The 15,974-nt window shown below is 73.0% G+C and carries 18 protein-coding genes and 1 pseudogene; 10 read left to right on the plus strand and 9 right to left on the minus strand.

The window, feature by feature from the left end; translation table 11 throughout:
* Window positions 1–856: 856 nt before the first annotated feature.
* Window positions 857–1,129 (plus strand): annotated as a pseudogene (locus tag F8568_RS51245) (aminoglycoside phosphotransferase family protein); the annotation flags it as partial.
* Between the two features lie 52 nt (window positions 1,130–1,181).
* Window positions 1,182–1,547: an aminoglycoside phosphotransferase family protein gene (locus F8568_RS48950; protein ID WP_236009848.1), complete on the plus strand. Its 366-nt coding sequence runs from the start codon at window positions 1,182–1,184 to the stop codon at window positions 1,545–1,547.
* A gap of 103 nt (window positions 1,548–1,650) precedes the next feature.
* On the opposite strand, the gene F8568_RS36235 is transcribed toward F8568_RS48950, so the two are convergent.
* Window positions 1,651–2,139, minus strand: coding sequence for an Lrp/AsnC family transcriptional regulator (locus F8568_RS36235; RefSeq protein WP_151598155.1), 489 nt, complete (start codon window positions 2,137–2,139; stop codon window positions 1,651–1,653).
* Window positions 2,140–2,244: 105 nt separating this feature from the next.
* Here F8568_RS36235 and F8568_RS36240 point away from each other — a divergent pair, with 105 nt between their 5' ends.
* Entirely contained in the window at window positions 2,245–3,510 is a 1,266-nt protein-coding gene (locus F8568_RS36240) for an APC family permease (protein ID WP_151598156.1), read from the plus strand.
* On the opposite strand, the gene F8568_RS36245 is transcribed toward F8568_RS36240, so the two are convergent.
* Complete coding sequence (locus F8568_RS36245; protein WP_328601176.1) at window positions 3,457–4,632, minus strand: MFS transporter; 1,176 nt, start codon at window positions 4,630–4,632, stop codon at window positions 3,457–3,459. The genes F8568_RS36240 and F8568_RS36245 overlap by 54 nt on opposite strands.
* A 147-nt stretch (window positions 4,633–4,779) precedes the next feature.
* On the opposite strand from F8568_RS36245, the gene F8568_RS36250 reads away from it, so the two are divergent.
* A complete protein-coding gene (locus tag F8568_RS36250) occupies window positions 4,780–5,295 on the plus strand; it encodes a MarR family winged helix-turn-helix transcriptional regulator (protein ID WP_328601177.1) in 516 nt (171 codons plus the stop codon).
* Here the strand turns inward: F8568_RS36250 and F8568_RS36255 are convergent.
* The 5 genes from F8568_RS36255 to F8568_RS36275 all read right to left on the minus strand — a co-directional run bounded on the left by F8568_RS36255 (window position 5,292) and on the right by F8568_RS36275 (window position 10,047).
* Window positions 5,292–6,005: an alpha/beta hydrolase gene (locus F8568_RS36255; protein WP_151598158.1), complete on the minus strand. Its 714-nt coding sequence runs from the start codon at window positions 6,003–6,005 to the stop codon at window positions 5,292–5,294. The genes F8568_RS36250 and F8568_RS36255 overlap by 4 nt on opposite strands.
* 78 nt (window positions 6,006–6,083) lie before the next feature.
* Window positions 6,084–7,292 (minus strand): hypothetical protein, encoded by a 1,209-nt coding sequence (locus F8568_RS36260; protein ID WP_202125753.1) that lies wholly within the window; start codon window positions 7,290–7,292, stop codon window positions 6,084–6,086.
* 153 nt (window positions 7,293–7,445) lie between these two features.
* The gene (locus F8568_RS36265; RefSeq protein ID WP_151598159.1) at window positions 7,446–8,003 is read right to left on the minus strand and encodes a cysteine hydrolase family protein; all 558 of its coding nucleotides are present in this window, start codon (window positions 8,001–8,003) and stop codon (window positions 7,446–7,448) included.
* On the minus strand, window positions 8,000–9,472 hold the full coding sequence (locus F8568_RS36270; protein ID WP_202125754.1) for an MFS transporter: 1,473 nt from the start codon (window positions 9,470–9,472) through the stop codon (window positions 8,000–8,002). Before F8568_RS36270 ends, F8568_RS36265 begins: the two co-directional genes overlap by 4 nt.
* Window positions 9,473–9,684: 212 nt before the next feature.
* A complete protein-coding gene (locus F8568_RS36275) occupies window positions 9,685–10,047 on the minus strand; it encodes a DsrE family protein (protein WP_151598160.1) in 363 nt (120 codons plus the stop codon).
* 165 nt (window positions 10,048–10,212) lie between these two features.
* Here F8568_RS36275 and F8568_RS36280 point away from each other — a divergent pair, with 165 nt between their 5' ends.
* The 4 genes from F8568_RS36280 to F8568_RS36295 all read left to right on the plus strand — a co-directional run bounded on the left by F8568_RS36280 (window position 10,213) and on the right by F8568_RS36295 (window position 13,012).
* On the plus strand, window positions 10,213–10,698 hold the full coding sequence (locus F8568_RS36280; RefSeq protein WP_151598161.1) for an FABP family protein: 486 nt from the start codon (window positions 10,213–10,215) through the stop codon (window positions 10,696–10,698).
* A 332-nt stretch (window positions 10,699–11,030) separates the two neighbouring features.
* Window positions 11,031–11,447, plus strand: a complete 417-nt coding sequence (locus F8568_RS36285; RefSeq protein ID WP_151540448.1) for a Fur family transcriptional regulator — start codon at window positions 11,031–11,033, stop codon at window positions 11,445–11,447.
* A gap of 9 nt (window positions 11,448–11,456) precedes the next feature.
* On the plus strand, window positions 11,457–12,437 hold the full coding sequence (gene ygfZ, locus F8568_RS36290; RefSeq protein ID WP_151598162.1) for a CAF17-like 4Fe-4S cluster assembly/insertion protein YgfZ: 981 nt from the start codon (window positions 11,457–11,459) through the stop codon (window positions 12,435–12,437).
* An 80-nt stretch (window positions 12,438–12,517) separates the two neighbouring features.
* Window positions 12,518–13,012, plus strand: a complete 495-nt coding sequence (locus tag F8568_RS36295; RefSeq protein ID WP_151598163.1) for a hypothetical protein — start codon at window positions 12,518–12,520, stop codon at window positions 13,010–13,012.
* Window positions 13,013–13,035: 23 nt separating this feature from the next.
* On the opposite strand, the gene dtd is transcribed toward F8568_RS36295, so the two are convergent.
* A complete protein-coding gene (dtd, locus tag F8568_RS36300; RefSeq protein ID WP_151598164.1) occupies window positions 13,036–13,461 on the minus strand; it encodes a D-aminoacyl-tRNA deacylase in 426 nt (141 codons plus the stop codon).
* Window positions 13,462–13,480: 19 nt separating this feature from the next.
* Here dtd and F8568_RS36305 point away from each other — a divergent pair, with 19 nt between their 5' ends.
* On the plus strand, window positions 13,481–14,308 hold the full coding sequence (locus F8568_RS36305) for a BKACE family enzyme (protein WP_151598165.1): 828 nt from the start codon (window positions 13,481–13,483) through the stop codon (window positions 14,306–14,308).
* 131 nt (window positions 14,309–14,439) lie between these two features.
* A complete protein-coding gene (locus tag F8568_RS36310) occupies window positions 14,440–15,414 on the plus strand; it encodes an asparaginase (protein ID WP_151598166.1) in 975 nt (324 codons plus the stop codon).
* A 76-nt stretch (window positions 15,415–15,490) separates the two neighbouring features.
* Here F8568_RS36310 and F8568_RS36315 read toward each other — a convergent pair whose 3' ends face one another.
* Complete coding sequence (locus F8568_RS36315) at window positions 15,491–15,937, minus strand: hypothetical protein (RefSeq protein WP_151598167.1); 447 nt, start codon at window positions 15,935–15,937, stop codon at window positions 15,491–15,493.
* Window positions 15,938–15,974: the final 37 nt, after the last annotated feature.

Here is a 15,974-nt window from a genome sequence, read left to right on the forward strand (position 1 = left end):
CAGAGGCTCCAAAGTCAAGGGTGGACGAAGTCCATCGCGTAGCGACGCCGAAGGCGCCCTTGACTTTGGAGGGGCGGCCCCGTACGCAAGCGCCACCCCACCACCCGAACACCCCTCCCACCGACGCATCCGAACGCCCCGTCGCCTCGGCCCGTCGCGTCGCGTTGCCCTGTCGCGTTGCCTGTCGCGTTGCCCTGTCGCCTCGCCCTGTCGCGTTGCCCTGTTGCACCTCGCCCTGTTGCACCTCGCCCTGTCGTGCCTCGCCCTGTTGCACCTCGCCCTGTCGTGCCTCGCCCTGTTGCACCTCGCCCTGTCGTGCCTCGCCTCGCCGCCGTGTCGCCGTGTGTCGCCGCCTCGTCGTTTCGCGTCGTCCTGTCGTTGTTCACCCCTGATGGACGGTTGATATTCAGCCCTAGCGTGTTTCGGTTGCTGGCGTCTGTACCAGTTCGGGGCCTGTCAGTGGCGGGCGAAGGCGCTCTGGTCACACCGGATGCGGTGTCCTCGGCGGGACGCCATCGCTCAAGCCCGTTTCGAGTCCGGTTCGCGTTGCCCTGACAGTGTTTGCATCGCTGTGGTCAAGGGCGAGGAGAGTCGCCGGTGGTCGTGGCCCACCGGGCGGAGGCGGTGCGGTTGGTTCGGTGCTGGGCGCGGTCGTCGATGCGATACGGAGAACCAGCTGCGAGGGACGTGGGCGGTCCGGTTCGCGTAGCGTGCCCGGGTGGTCGTGATACCGGAGGTGTTCGCGCGGAGCACCGTCGAGCGCGAAGGGGAGGCGGGCTCGGAGTGGCTCGCCGGGTTGCCCGGGACCGTGAAGGAGCTGCTGGAGCGCTGGGAGTGCGTGCCGGACGGCGAGGTCATGCACGGGGGCGTCGGGGTTATCGTTCCGGTGCGGCGGGACGGGGAGCCCGCAGTCGTGAAGGTGTCGTTCCCGCATCCCGGCAACGTCCATGAGCCGGACGCGTTCGCGGTGTGGGGCGGGCGCGGCGCGGTCCGGCTGTACGAGCGCGACGACGAGCGGTTCGCGATGTTGCTGGAGCGGGCACGGACGGTCTCCTTGGCGCAGAGCGGGGACGTCGACGAGATGGTCCGGGTCGCGGGCCGGCTGAGCCGGCGGCTGAGCGTCCCGGCGCCGGCGGGCCTGCCGAGGCTGAGGGACCGGGCCGGCGAGTGGGAGGGAGGAATTGCGGCGGGACGCGCGGGAGCTGGTGCACGGGCTCGGCCCGCGCGTGCTGGACGCGGCGCTCGCGACGGTGCGGGATCTGGGGCGCGTCCAGCCGGAGACGCTCGTGCATGGCGACCTTCACCCGAGCGATATTCTGCGCGCCGACCGGGAGCCGTGGCTCGCGGTCGACCCGAAGGGGTACGTGGGGGACCCGGCCTATGACGGTGGTGCGCTGTTCAAGGCGCTGCTGTTGAAACTTATCGAGGCCGATGACCTCGGCAAGGCTCTGCGGCGCGCGATGGACGCGTTCGCGGAGGCGGCGGAGCTCGACCGGGAGCGTGTGCGGCGCTGGGCGCAGTTCCACGCGGTCCGGGGTGCGTTCTGAGCGCGCCGGCACGGGTTCCGGGCGGCGTGGCGGCCTGGCGCTGGAGCGGATCACCGCCCTCGCGGACGGCCTGGCGGTGTCGCTGACGGAGTGACGGGGCGGGTCACCGCTTCGGTGGCCAGCCGGACAGGGGGAGCGGGCCGCGGCTGAGGACGGTCCGGATGGCGAAGGTGCTCCGCGCGTCGCGGACGGGGCCGATGGCGAGGATCTCGTCGAGGAGCACCCGCTCGTAGGTGGCGAGGTCGGCGACGACGACCTCGACGAGGAAGTCGGCCTCTCCGGAGACGACGTGGCAGGCGACGACGGCCGGGATGGCGGTGAGGGCGGCCTCGATGGTCCGGGACGTCTCGCGGGAGTGCTGGTCGACCTTGAGAGCGATGAAGACGGTGAGGCCGAGGCCGAGCCGGTCCCGGTCGAGTTCCGCGCGGTAGCCGGCGATGACGCCGTCGTCCTCGAGCGCCTTGGTGCGGCGCAGGCAGGACGACGGGGACAGGCGGACGGCCTCGGCGAGGTCGACGTTGGCGGTGCGGCCGTGCTGCTGGAGGCGGTCGAGGATGGCGCGATCGATGCGGTCGTAACCCTGTTGCGGCATGCTGTGCAGCTTAGAGGCCTTTTAACGGCATGGCATTGCGTTCAGACCCGCACAGGGGCCACAACATGCCATCGCGTGCCGGGCGTTTCGGGTGATGCTCATGGCATGCCTTCGAACCGGAACGATCTGTCCACATCGGGCGCCACGGCGCTGTACGTGGGTGCTCTGCTCGGCCCCAGCCTGCTGCTTCTGCCGGGGCTCGCCGCGCGGGCCGCCGGGCCCGCCTCGCTGCTGGCGTGGGTCGGCCTGCTGGTGCTGTCCGGGCTGATCGCGGTGGTGTTCAGCCGCCTCGGGACCACGGTCGGGTCGGCGAGCGGTGTCGCCGGCTACGCGGCGGCGGGGCTCGGGTCGCGGGCCGGGCGCGCGGCCGCCTGGTGCTTCCTCGGCGGGGTCGTCACGGGCGCGCCCGTGGTGTGCCTCATCGGCGGCGCGTACGTGGCGGAGCTGCTGCGCGCGGGGGACCGCGCGGCGTTCGTCGCGGCCGGGGTCCTGCTCGCGCTGGTGCTGGCGATGCGGCTGGCCGGCGCGCGGACGGGGGTGCGGCTGCAGCTGGCGCTCGTCGGGCTGCTGGTCGCGCTGGTGGTGGTCGCGGTGGTCGGGGCGGCGCCGTCGGCGCGCGCCGGGTACTGGCATCCGTTCGCGCCGCACGGGTGGGGGTCGATCGTCCGGGCGGCGTCGCCGCTGATGCTGGCGTTCGTCGGGTGGGAGGCGGCGGCTCCGCTGACGGCGCGGCTGCGGGATCCGCGGCGGCAGCTGCCGCGGGTCGTGGGCGCCGCGTTCGCGGTGACCGCCGTCCTCTACCTGGCGCTGGCCGCCGCGACGGTCGGGGTGCTCGGGCCGCGGGCGGGGAGTTCGGTGCCGCTGGCGGGCCTGCTGGAGGTCGCGGTCGGCGGGAGCGGGCGGGCGATCGCGGCGGCGGGCGCGGTGGTGCTGACACTGGCGGCGACGAACGCCTACCTGACGGGTGCCACGGCGATGGCGTCGGCCCTCGCCGGTGCGAAGCGGGGGAGGGCCGCCGGGACGGGGCGCTCCGCCGGGCTCGTCGCCGCGATCGCCGCGACGGGCGGGCTGCTGCTCGGCCTGGCGGGCGGCGGGCTGGTCGGCACCGCGCAGTTCGTCGCCGTCCCGACGGCGCTGTTCCTGGTCGTCTATCTCGCCTGCATGGCGGCGGCGGTCCGGGTGCTGAGCGGTCCGGTGCGGGCCGCGGCGGCGGTCGCGTGCGTGACGGTCGTCCAGCTGCTGCTGTTCTCGGGGTGGGCGGCGCTGCTCGCCGCCGCCGTCGCGGTGACGGCGGCGGCGACCGAGGGGGTGCGCCGGTCAGTCCTTCAGGAGTGCGGAGGGGGCGGACGCGTCATGGGCGGCGGCGCGTGAGGCCCTCCGGCCGGTGCCGAGCGCGAGGAGCAGGGAGCCGGCGGTCAGCGCGACGCCGAACCAGACGACGCTGGTGACGCCGAGGTTGTCGGCGAGCTGGCCGCCGAACAGCGCGCCGAGCGCGATGGAGGTGTTGTAGGCCATGGTGTTGAGCGACATCGCGGCCTCGAACGTTTCGGGCGCGGCGGCGAGCGTCATGTTGACCTGGGACAGCTGGACGACGCCGAACGACAGCCCCCACAGGACCAGCGCGGTGATAGCGCCGGCCTTGGCGTCGCCGATGGCGAGCAGCAGGAGCAGGGACGCGACGAGTCCGGTGCAGCCGGTCACGAAGCTGCCGCGCAGGCTCTTGTTGACCGTGGAGCCGGCGACGAAGTTCCCGATGGCGCCGCCGATCCCGAAGATGATCAGCACGACGGTGATGAACAGGGGAGTCGCGGACGTGCTGTCCTCCAGAAACGGCCGCACGAACGTGTACGCGCCGAAGTGGCCGAGCACGAACAGCACGACGACGAGCAGCACGGACCGCAGCGGGACGTTCCGCACCGGCAGCCTGAAGACCTCGCGGACCGAGACGGCGTTGTCGGACGGCAGCGACGGCACGATGGCGGCGACCGCGGCGAACACCGCGAGGCTGAGGCCGGACCAGATGAGGAACGTGGTCCGCCAGCTGGTGAGGTCCTCCAGGACGGTGCCGAGCGGGATGCCGACGACCGTGGCGATCGAGATGCCGGACATGACGACCGCGGAGGCGCGGCTCGCGTGCCGCTCCGGGACGAGGCGCATCGCCATGCTGACGCCGATGGCCCAGAACACGCCGCTGGCGAAGCCCATGACGAGCCGCGTCGTCAGGACGAGCGCGAAGTTCGGCGAGACGCCGGTGACGAGGTTCCCGAGGGTGAGGACGGCCAGCAGCGCGGACAGCAGCGCGCGCCGGTCGACGCGGCGGGTCCAGGCGACGATGAACGTCACGCCGAGGCCGGCGGACACGCCGTAGAGGGTGACCATCAGCGCGGCGATGCCGACGGGGACGTCCAGGCTGGCGCTCAGCGGGGTGAGCAGGCCGACGGGCATCAGCTCGGTGGTGAGGAAGGTGAACAGGCTGGCCGTGATCACGGCCACGCCCAGCCAGGCTCGCAGGAGCGAGTGCGGGCGTCGGGTGGTGTGTGCGACCATCGCGGATAACCTCTCAACGTTGAAATGTTCAACGCTAAGGAAGGTAGGTCGGTGATACCTTCATGTCAAACAGTTCAACGTTGAGGAGTTTTGGTGGGCCGTGACGCCGTCGACCTCGTCCTGGAGCAGTGGGCCCGCGCGCGCCCCGACCTCGACGCGTCCCCCATGGGCGTGCTGGGCCGGCTGACCCGGGCGACGCGCATCGCCGAGCGCGAGCTCAAGGCGCTGTTCGCCGAGTTCGGGCTGGAGCGCGGCGAGTTCGACGTCCTCGCCACGCTGCGGCGGGCGGGCGCGGACGGCGGCATGACGGCGGGCGACCTGGCCCGCTCGTCGATGGTGACCTCGGGCGCCGTCACCAACCGGCTCGACCGGCTCGTCGCCAAGGGCCACGTCACGCGCGACGTCGACCCCGGCAACCGGCGCAGCGTCATCGTCGCGCTCACGCCCGCCGGCCGCGACCTCATCGACCGCGCCGTCGCCGCGCACCTCGAGAACGAGCGGCGCATCCTCGCCGCGCTCGACCGGGACCAGTTGGACGCCCTCGCCGCGACCCTGCGCGCGCTGCTGCTCAGCCTCGGCGACGAGGCGGGCGCCGCCCCCGCGGACTAGGCGCCCAGCCAGGCGGCGATGTCCGCCGGCACGGCCGGGTCGACGTGCTGGGGACGGTCGTGGCCGGCCGGCGCCGACGGGCCGGTGCCCGGGAAGAACAGGTGGTCGTCGGCGGCGTGCACGGCGGGATGGGCGCAGGTCACCTTGTCGAAGCGCAGCACGGCGACACCGCGGGTGGCGAGGCCCCAGGCGATGTCCTTGAGCGGCTTGTTGGGGCCGCTGGTCGCGTCGCGGTCGAACGGGCCGCCGCCGCTGAGCAGGACGACACCGGGCCGCGGCCCGTCCGCTCGCGGCAGGGTCAGCGTCCCCGGAACGGCGAGCCGGCCGGTGCCGACGGTGACCTCGCGCTCCTCGAAGGCGGACGGGTCGGCGTAGGGCGGCGGGCTCCACGCGGCGGCGCCGCCGGGCGCGAGCCGGAGGCCGTTCAGCAGGCCCGCGCCGTCCACGGACATGACGACGATCAGTTCCCCGCGCTCGCAGCCGACCGGGACGCTCACCCGGGTCAGGTCCGTGCCGAGCGGCTCGGCCGCCGGGTCCCCGACGGAGGCCACCGGGCCGCGGCGGGCGATCTCGTCCGTCCACGCGGCGCGCACTGTCCCGGCGGACGCGACGGCCCGCAGCGGGGCCGCGAACAGCGCCTCGACCTCGGCGAACCGACCGTCCCGCAGCGACCCGACGACCCCGGCGGCGACCGCTTCCGCGTCCCCCATGCGACCCCTCTCAAGGCCGAGAAAGGTAACACGGATGCGATCGCGCCGGCGGTCCTGGAGTCCGCCCGACGCGCCGGCCTACTGCCGCGATCCCGCGCTCGGTGCGTCAGGGCGCGGCGGGTCCGGGATCTCCTGTTCCGGCCGCATGCGGGTCCTGATCCAGGTCCGCAGCGACTTCGGCTGCGGCTGCGGCTGCGGCTGCGGCTCCGGCCCGTACCGGCCGCGCGGCGCCACCGCCATGATCGCCGCCGCGGCCGCCTCGGCGACCCGTCCCGACGGCGCCGCCGCGCCGCCGTCCGGGGCGTCCGGGACGGGCCGCAGCTCGTCGAGGCGTCCGACGAACTCCACCCCGCTCCGGCGGAGCACCGCCATGTCCTCCTCGGCCCACGCCGCGACCGCCTCCCGCACCGGCTCGGGGACGGCGACCGGCCCGCCGCGCTCGTCCCGCACGAGCAGGCCGTTCAGCAGGATCTCCTCGCGCAGCGCGCGGCGCTCGAACGTGCTCCAGCCCGACTCCTCGAGCCGCCGGTTCAGCGCGACCATCAGCTCGGTCTCCTCGCCGGTCAGCCCGCCGTGGGTGCGGCGCGCCCGCACGTCCTCCGGCGGCCGGCCCGCGCAGCCGTGCGCCCCCACGGCGGCGGCGAAGCGGCGCCACAGCAGGTCCGGCGGCGAACCCGGGTTGATCACGACGCGGACCCGGTCCGGCCCCACCGCGGCGGCCCACCGCCGGACGAGCCCGCCGAGCCCGAACGCCCGCCACAGGTGCAGGTCGAGCTCCGCCTCGATCGCCTCCGGGCCGCGCTCGCGCTGCTCGACGAGCGCCGCGAAGTACTCCCCGATCGTGGACTGCCGGCCGTTGCGGACGTGCTGCTGCCACAGCGACGGCAGCGACCGGTCCAGCCGGCGGGTGGTGATGACGACCTCGACGTCCGCGCCGCCGAACTCCGCGAGCAGCCGCGCCACCGCCGCCGACCGGATCACCGAGAGCGCCTCGGCGGAGATCAGCACGGTGCCCGGCCAGGCGCGGACCTTCTCCGTCAGCCGCAGCCACTTGTCGCGCTCCCCGGCGGCGACCTCTGACGAGACCCACGGGTACTCGTCGCCGAGCAGCCCGCGGGTCGCGCGCTCGTGGTTCTCGATCGCGCCGGGCAGGACCTCCCTGATCGAGTCCGGATAGAGGATGCCCGCCTCCCGCGCGAGCGGTTCCGCGATGTGGCCGAGCACGTCCTGCAGGTAGGTGGTGCCCGACTTCTGCTGCCCGATGTGCAGGATCACCTTCGATGCCATGAACCCGCCCCTTTCCGCGCACCCGAGAGTGCTGAGAACCTGGCGTTTTCCCTGGTCATCGCACCATAGGCAGGTCCGGGGCGGGGGCAGAAGGCGAGCCGGTGAAGGTTAGCGCTGGGTTAACGCGCTATTCCTCGTCCACCCAGCCTTCTTTCAGGCTCCGGTCAGTGTTTTCGTCCATGCGTCGACGGTGACGACGTCGGCGTGCCTCGTGAACACCTTCTCGGTGAGGACGCGGTGCACCTCGGGGTCGGAGTCGAAGCAGCCGTCCGCGAGGACGGTGAGCCGGAAGTCGAGGTCGGCCGCCTGGGTGAGGGTGGACAGGACGACGCCGCTGGTGGCGATGCCCGTCAGGACGAGGTGCTCGATGCCGCCGGACCGCAGCACGAGGTCGAGGTCGCTGCCCGCGAACCCGCTGATGCGCTTCTTGGCGATCACGACCTCGCCGGGACGGGGCGCGACGGCCGCGGCCACCGCGGTGCTCGCCTCGTCCGGCTCGAAGCCCCTTTCCGCCATCGGCCCGAAGACCTTGTTGCGCGGGTGCACCTCCGGGTATCCGGGCCGGAAGCCGACCACGACGTAGATGACGGGGATCCCGGCGTCCCGCGCGGCGTCGACGGCACGGGCGAGGCGCGGCAGGTAGCCGTCGTCCTGGAACCTGTCGACTATCATGTTCTGGACGTCCATCACGAGCAGTGCGGTGTTCGTCATCGCCGTTCGGCCTTTCGCTTGGAACCGATGTTTCCCAGGGTGCGGTCCGCCACTGTGACCAGCAGGAACACGGTGGAGACCGCGAGCATGAACAGGGCTAGATGGTGCATGCCGCCGGTCCCGGCGCGCTGCCCGAAGAACGCGCCGTTCGCCGCGGACGCGACGATCGCGCCGAGGTAGCCGAAGGTGCGCAGCAGCCCGGCGGACGACGCGAGCCGCGCCGGGTCGGCCTGATGGTAGACGGCGTTCTGCAGGGCGAGGCTGTTCAGCCCCTGCGGGACGCCGACGACGAGCGCGACGGCCACGATCAGCCAGATCGGGCTTGCCGAGTGCAGGACCAGCAGCAGCGCGCACGCGGCGACCTGCCCGGCGGCGCCCGCGAGGAGCTTCCCGCGGATCTCCGGGCGCCGTCCGGTGAGGGTGGAGACGATGATCGCGGTGCCGAAGAGCGGCAGCTGCGCCAGGCCCGTCTGCGACGCCGACAGGCCGCGCCCCTCCTCCAGCCATTGCGTGTAGCCGTACAGGAACGCGTACGTGACGACGTAGGCGAGGAGCGCGCGCCCGAACGTCAGGAGCAGCGGCCTGTTGCCGCCGAGGACGCGCAGGTCGATGAACGGCGCGTCCACCCGCAGTTCGCGGACGGTGAAGGCCCCTGCCGCCACGGCCACGACCGCCAGCAGGTGCAGGTGCCCGATACCGGGCTCCATGAGGAACACCAGCAGCGAGACGAGCATGACGGCGAAGAACCCCATGCCGGGCAGGTCCAGGCCCGCCAGGCGGCGCTCGCCGTCGGCGCGGTCCGGCGGCGGCGTCCTCGGCAGGCGCAGGAGCCCCAGCGCGATCCCGGCCAGCGCCAGCGGGATGTTGAGCGCGAGCGTGGTGCGCCACCCGCCGAGGCCGATGAGCAGCCCGCCGAGGGACGGCCCGACCACCGCGATGGTCTGCGTCGTCACCGCGAGCGCCGTCAGGACGCCGGCCGGGCTGTCGTGCCCGGTCCGCCGCGCCTCGCTCCGGATCAGCGACATCGCCGCCGGGTAGCCGGCGCACGTGCCGAACCCGAGCAGCACCCGCGCCCCGATCAGCACCCACAGGTTCGGCGCGAGCATGCCGACCACCCCGGCGAGGCCGGTCATCGCCGTCCCGGCGAGGAACAGCCGGCGCGGCCCGAACAGGTCGATCAGCCGCCCGACCACCGGCTGCCCGATCGCCGTGGCCAGGTAGAGCGCGGAGATCAGCCAGGCGGTGCGGGACGGCGGCGCCCCGAACGCCGCGCCGATCGGCACCAGCGCGACCGAGATGATCGAGGAGTTCACCGGGTTCAGGACGCTGCCGAGCATCATCGGCGCGAGCAGCCGCCGGTCGAACCCGTCCGGCGGGCGGCCCTTTCCGGTGGTGTCGCTCTCGGGGCGGTGCCGGAACAGCGAGCCCGTGACGTGCGCGAACACCGACGTCATCGGTGCGGCGGTCACCGGCACCGCCGTCCCCGCCGCGCGGTCCCTTCCCGTCCTCGTCCCGTTCCGTCCGTCTCGTCCATGCCCCCCACGGTAGTTTCATCAGGCTGAGCTGTCCAGTTGGAACTGAACATATGGGCCTGGGCAGGCCAGGCTGGCTCGAATCGGGACGCGCGCGGGCAGGCGTGCACGCCCGTACGGCCATCGCCGACGGGCTCGAGAGGACGTGCTCAGTAGACGAGCGCCTGCACGTCCGGCGCGGTGATCTCCTCGACGAACGTCGGAGCGCCGGCGATCCGGATGCCGGGCAGCACGTCGTCCGGGCCGATGCCCCGGCGTGCCGCGCACTGCGTGCACAGCGTGACCTGCCCGGCGGCCATGACCACGGCGAGCAGATCCTCCAGCGGCGTCGCGTGCTCCAGCTCGAAGCCGGCGGCGCGGCCGGGCAGCGCGAACCACGCGGACTCGCCCGTCAGCCACAGCGAGATCGGCACGCCGCTCGCCGCGGCCGCCGCCGCGACCGTGAACGCCTGGTTGCAGCGCTCGGGCGCGTCCACCCCCGCCGTCACCTTGATAACCAGAGGTCTCGCCATAGGCGCACTCTAGCCCCGCGAGCGCGCGTAGCATCGTGCGGCGTGGGCGGCATGGTGAACGCGGGTGTCCTGGTCCTCGCTCTCGCGCTGGTGGCGGTCGCGGCCGTCCTGCTGGTGGTGCGGCTGGGGCGCTTGAAATGACCGGTGCCGATACGCTCGGTGCCCATGGAGTTCGAACTGCACCCCGACCTTGAACCGCTGAAGTTCCTCCTGGGCACCTGGGAGGGCGCCGGCGTCGGCGGCTATCCCACCATCGAGGGCTTCAACTTCGGGCAGGAGATCTCCTTCACCCACGTCGGCAAGCCGTTCCTCGTCTACGCCAGCCGCAGCTGGCTGATCGAGGAGGACGGCACGCTGGGCCGCCCGCTGGCCATGGAGACCGGCTACTGGCGCCCCCGCCCGAACCACGAGGTCGAGGTCACGCTCTCCCACCCCACCGGCATCGTCGAGATCTACCTCGGCAACGTCGCGTTCAACCGCGTCGAGCTGCGGACGGACGTGGTGGCGCGCACCGAGTCGGCCAAGGAGGTCACCGCGGGCTCGCGCCTGTACGGCCTCATCGGCGAGGACCTCGGCTGGGCCTACGACATGGCCGCGATGGGGCAGCCGCTCCAGTCGCACCTGTCGGCGCAGCTGAAGCGCGTCGGCTGACGCCCCAGGGACGCGTGCGGCGGGCGCGCGGAGCCCGGACATGGAACGATCCCCGGACCTTCCCGCGGGTGCGGGGCGATGGACAGGACTGGTCCATCGGTCCGGGGATCGGGTAACTGCCTGGTATTCGCCGGTCACCGTCGCGACCGGTTGCCGCCGCCGGGGGCGGCGGCGCCGAGGCGGAACGGCGACTAGCGGACAGTCACCTCGCGAGTCCCAGAATCAACCATTTCTTGGACCACCTCCTTTCGCGCGTACCCCGCACGCTATGTGAGCCGCGGGCGCGGACGCAAACGAGTTTTCGGCTGGCCCGCCCGGCATACACTCGGGGCATGGTCGAGTCGTGGCAGGAGGAGCTGCGGGCCAAGGGGTACCGGGTCACGCCCCAGCGCCAGCTGGTGCTCGAAGCCGTCACCAACCTCGAGCACGGGACGCCCGAGGACATCTGTACCGAGGTGCAGCGCACCGCCCGCGGCGTGAACATCTCCACCGTCTACCGGACGCTGGAGCTGCTTGAGGAGCTGGGGCTCGTCAAGCACGCCCACCTGGGCCACGGGCCGCCGAACTACCACCTCGCCGCCGAGGCCGAGCACATCCATCTGGTGTGCCGCGGCTGCCACACGGTGGAGGACGTCGCCCCGAAGGCCGCGGCCGGTCTCGCGGAGCTGCTGGAGCGCGATTTCGGGTTCGAGACGGACGTGCACCACCTCACGGTGTACGGGCGGTGCAAGGAGTGCCGCGCGACATAGTCTGGCTGCATGGAGAGCCCGCTGCTGCAGTCGCCCGGGGCCGTCGCCGCCGATGAGCCCGACCAGGAAGTCGCCGCGCACTACGGGGAGCCGGCGCAGGAGCAACGCGCGCTCGAACGCGGCACCGGGTTCGCCGACCGCGGGAACCGCGGCGTCCTGCGCGTCTCCGGGCCGGACCGGCTGAGCTGGCTGCACAGCCTGCTGAGCCAGCACCTGGACGCGTTGAAGCCGTTCGAGCCGACCGAGGCGCTGCTGCTCAGCCCGCAGGGCCACATCGAGCACCACATGTTCCTCATCGACGACGGCGAGGCCGTGTGGATGCACGTCGAGCCGGGCCGCGCGCCCGCGCTCGCGGAGTTCCTCGACCGGATGCGGTTCATGCTGCGCGTCGAGGTCGCGGACGTGTCCGCCGAGTACGCGGTGATCACCGGGCCCGAGGGCGGGGGGCTCGCCTGGCCCGACGTCGCCGGCACGGTCACCCGGATCGTCCCGCGCTCGGACGGTTTCCCCGACGGTCCGCGTCCCGCCGGGATGTGGGCGTACGAGGCGCTGCGGATCGCCGAGCGCCGCCCCCGCTTCGGCCTCGACACCGACCACCGGACGATCCCGCACGAGGTCGGGTACGTCGAGACGGCCGTCCACCTGAACAAGGGCTGCTACCGGGGCCAGGAGACGGTGGCGCGCGTCCACAACCTGGGGCGCCCGCCCCGCCGGCTGGTGTTCCTGCACCTGGACGGCAGCGTCGACCGGCTGCCCGCGCACGGCGACCCGGTGGAGGTCCCCGGCGGCCGGACGGTCGGGTTCGTCGGGTCGGCGGCACGCCACCACGAGCTGGGGCCGATCGCGCTGGCGCTGGTCAAGCGCAACGTGCCGGTGGACGCGGAGCTGCTGGCGGGCGGCGTGGCCGCCGCGCAGGAGGTCGTGGTGTCCCCGGACACCGGGGCCAACGCGCAGATCGATCTCCGGAGGCGGCCCGCGAATCGGGGGTAAAGCGGCGACCCTCGGGGCAAAATCGTGTTAAATCGACGATTTCTGACCGGCCACCGCCCGGGGAAGGTGGATTCCTACCGATGGTCGCGAACCTGGGGAGAGAGAAGCCGCCGGCCGCGCGCAGGGGATCCCGCCGCCGTCCCCGCCGGGAGTCCGCGCTGCTGTGGTGGGCCCTGTTCGCGGCGGTCGCCGTCCTCGCCTGGTACCTGCACTCGTGGCGGGTGGCGCTGCTCGGGCTCCTCGGCTGGTGCCTGTACGAGTTCCTGCTCGTCCCGACACTGTGCCGGGTGCTGACGCCTCAGGGCGTCCCGTGCATCGAGCGCGCGCGCGGACGGCTGTTCGCGTGCTCGGCCCGCCACCAGCGCGTGAAGAGCGACGCGCTGTGGAAACTCATCGGGATGCGCAACCCGTCCCGCCGGAAGCCCGACCCGGAGGAGACGGACGGCGCCACCGGCGTGGTCGTGCACTCGGCGAGCGTGCGCGGACGCCTCGTCCCGGCGGACCGGGCGCTGATCCTGCTCGCTTCGGCCGGAACCGTCGTCACCGTCATCGGGATGGTCTACGGATTCGGCTGACCGTGTCGGCGGCGCCGGGCGGGTCAGATGTCGACGACGAGGGTGATCGGGCCGTCGTTCACCAGCGAGACGGCCATGTCCGCGCCGAAGACGCCCGTCTCCACCTTCGCGCCCAGCGTCCGGAGTTCCTGGACCACCGCGTCCACGAGCGGCTCCGCCACGGGACCGGGCGCGGCCGCCGTCCAGGTCGGCCGGCGTCCCTTCCGCGCGTCCCCGTAAAGTGTGAACTGGCTCACCACGAGAAGTGGCGCGTTCACGTCCGAGCACGACTTCTCGTCCTTCAGGATGCGCAGGCCCCACAGCTTGGCGGCCAGCCTGCGGGCCTTCGCCTCGTCGTCGTCGTGCGTCACCCCCACCAGGACCATGAGGCCCGGCCCGTCGATCCGCCCCACGACGCGCCCCTCCACGGACACGCTCGCCTGACTCACCCTCTGGACTACGGCACGCATGACCATGCATTCTGCCGCCATGGGAGCAACGACGCTCATCACGGTGGCGCCCACGGGCGCGGAGTCCGCCAAGGCGGACGTCCCCGCCCTGCCCGTCACCCTGGATGAACTGGTCCAGACGGCCAAGGAATGCGAGGCGGCCGGTGCGGCCGTCGTCCACGTGCACATCCGCGACGACGACGCGCGGCCCACCCTCGACCCGTCCCGGCTGCGGGACACGGTCGCGGCGCTGAGGGAGAGCACGGGGCTGATCGTCCAACTGTCCACCGGGGGCGCCGTGACGGACCCCTATGAGGACCGCCTGCGCGTCCTGGACGCCGCGCCGGACATGTGCTCGCTCACCTGCGGCACGGTCAACTTCGGCGACGACGTCTTCATGAACCCGTGGCCGTTCATGGTGGAGCTGTACCAGCGCACCCAGGAACTTGAGGTCGTTCCCGAATTCGAGCTGTTCGATCTCGGACAGGTGGCGTCCCTGCACCGCCTCCTGGACAAGCACGGCCTCCCGTACGGCGGTCACGTGCACTGCGACCTCGTCATGGGCGTTCCCGGCGGGATGGCGGGGGACGCGCGCACGCTCGTCGCGGCCGTCGAGGCGCTCCCTGAGGGGGCGACGTGGTCGGCCACCGGCATCGGCCGGACGTCCCTGCCCGTCCTGTTCGCGGCGCTGTCGGCCGGAGGGCACCTGAGAGTCGGCATGGAGGACACGGTCACCTTCGCCAAGGGACGGCCCGTGACCGCCAACGTGGAACTCGTGGAGCGTGCGGCGTCCGCCGCCGCCCTGGCGCAGCGCCCCGCCATGCCCGCCGCCGACGCCCGAGCCCTCCTGGGCGTCAAACGCCGCTGACCTGCCTGGACGCCGTCCACTCCGGACGGTTATCCACAGAATGCGGTTCGGGTTCACTTCGGTGCGGTGGGTAACCACCATGGAGACGCGCGGGCCCGGCCGGCCCGCGTTCACCGACGACAGGGGGCGCAGTGCAGATCAATCCCGTACTCGTGGAGGTCGAGCGGTCCGGGTTCGTGGAGTCGCGGCACCGCGGCGCCGCGATCGGCCTCGACGCCGGCGGCGAACCGGCGGTGCTCGCGGGCGCGCCGCAGGAGCCGGTCTTCCCGCGCTCGGCGAACAAGCCGATGCAGGCCGTCGCGATGCTGCGGTCCGGCCTCGACCTCGACGGCGAGCTGCTCGCCCTCGCCGCCGGCAGCCACTCCGGCGAGGACTTCCACGTCGAGGGCGTCGAGAAGATCCTCGCCGGCGCGGGCCTCGGCGCCGCCGACCTGCGCTGCCCAGAGCAGTGGCCGCTGGACCCCGAGACCCAGCAGGAGGTCGCGCGGTCGGGCCGCGGCCCCTCCCGGGTGCGGATGAACTGCTCCGGCAAGCACGCCGCCATGCTCGCGACCTGCGTCGCCGCCGGCTGGCCCACCGAGGGCTACCTCGACCACGGCCACCCGCTCCAGCTCGCCGTCCGCGCGGTCGTCGAGGAGCTCACGGGGGAGGCCGTCGGCGCCGTCGGCGTGGACGGCTGCGGGGCGCCGCTGTTCGCCGTGTCCGTGGCCGGCGTCGCCCGCGCGTTCCGCGCCATCGTCCTCGCCGGCAACGGCACCCCCGAACGCCGCGTCGCCGACGCGATGCGCGCGCACCCGCAGTGGACGTCCGGGACCCGCCGCGAGGAGCGCCTGCTGATGGACGCCGTCCCGGGCCTGCTCGTCAAGTGCGGCGCCGAGGGCGTGGACGCGTTCGCCTTCACCGACGGCCGCGCCGGAGCCGTCAAGATCGATGACGGCGCCATGCGGGCCCGCACGCCGGTGACCGTCGCCCTGCTCCGCGCCCTCGGCATCGATCAGGGCGCCCCGAGCGCCCTCGACGACCTGGCGACCGTCCCCCTGCACGGCGGCGAAGCGACAGTAGGAGCCATCCGCCCCGCCCCCGACGCCTTCCCCCCGCCCCCCTGATCCCGGCAGGCGGAGGCCCCGGCGGGTGGGCCGGGGCCTGAGCTGGGTTCGGGGCGCTGTCGGGTGCGGTGGGTCGTCAGGGGCGGTGCTTGGAGCGCTTCAGGAAGCCGCGGTGCTTCGCGCGCTTCAGGGAGTCGACCTCGTCCTTCAGCTCCTGCCGATCCTTGACGATCTTGGCGCGCTCCTTGAGGGTCTTGTTGGCGAGGCCCGGGCCGGTCTGGACGCGGGGCTCGCGGCCCGGCTGCGGGTTCTCGTACAGGAACTCCTCGTCCTGCTCGGACGTGGGCGGGTAGCTGTGCGAGAACATGCCGGGGCGGTAGTAGTACAGCCCGCCCTGCTCCATGCCGCGATGGTTCGTCTGGTCGTTGCGGCGCTCCGGATGGACCTTCCTCGACGACGCGGTGACCGTGACGTAGAGCCAGGCCACCAGCCCTATCGTGCCGATCACTGGAATGATCCACGCCCAGAAGAGCGGCCCGGTCGGGGCGGTATCGGCGTAGGGCATCGCGAGCATCCCGTCCACCTCCCGATGGTCGGCCGTTGCGGGGACGACTACGGGT

The organism is Actinomadura physcomitrii, assembly GCF_008923205.2.
Lineage (GTDB): Bacteria > Actinomycetota > Actinomycetes > Streptosporangiales > Streptosporangiaceae > Spirillospora > Spirillospora physcomitrii.

Excerpts from the sequence above, each read along its gene's own strand:
- F8568_RS36235 (WP_151598155.1), bottom strand. The coding sequence starts at position 2,139 with ATGCCGCAACAGGGTTACGACCGCATCGATCGCGCCATCCTCGACCGC.
- F8568_RS36240 (WP_151598156.1), top strand. The coding sequence starts at position 2,245 with ATGCCTTCGAACCGGAACGATCTGTCCACATCGGGCGCCACGGCGCTG.
- F8568_RS36255 (WP_151598158.1), bottom strand. The coding sequence starts at position 6,005 with ATGGGGGACGCGGAAGCGGTCGCCGCCGGGGTCGTCGGGTCGCTGCGG.
- F8568_RS36260 (WP_202125753.1), bottom strand. The coding sequence starts at position 7,292 with ATGGCATCGAAGGTGATCCTGCACATCGGGCAGCAGAAGTCGGGCACC.
- F8568_RS36265 (WP_151598159.1), bottom strand. The coding sequence starts at position 8,003 with ATGACGAACACCGCACTGCTCGTGATGGACGTCCAGAACATGATAGTC.
- F8568_RS36275 (WP_151598160.1), bottom strand. The coding sequence starts at position 10,047 with ATGGCGAGACCTCTGGTTATCAAGGTGACGGCGGGGGTGGACGCGCCC.
- F8568_RS36280 (WP_151598161.1), top strand. The coding sequence starts at position 10,213 with ATGGAGTTCGAACTGCACCCCGACCTTGAACCGCTGAAGTTCCTCCTG.
- F8568_RS36285 (WP_151540448.1), top strand. The coding sequence starts at position 11,031 with ATGGTCGAGTCGTGGCAGGAGGAGCTGCGGGCCAAGGGGTACCGGGTC.
- ygfZ (WP_151598162.1), top strand. The coding sequence starts at position 11,457 with ATGGAGAGCCCGCTGCTGCAGTCGCCCGGGGCCGTCGCCGCCGATGAG.
- F8568_RS36295 (WP_151598163.1), top strand. The coding sequence starts at position 12,518 with ATGGTCGCGAACCTGGGGAGAGAGAAGCCGCCGGCCGCGCGCAGGGGA.
- dtd (WP_151598164.1), bottom strand. The coding sequence starts at position 13,461 with ATGCGTGCCGTAGTCCAGAGGGTGAGTCAGGCGAGCGTGTCCGTGGAG.
- F8568_RS36305 (WP_151598165.1), top strand. The coding sequence starts at position 13,481 with ATGGGAGCAACGACGCTCATCACGGTGGCGCCCACGGGCGCGGAGTCC.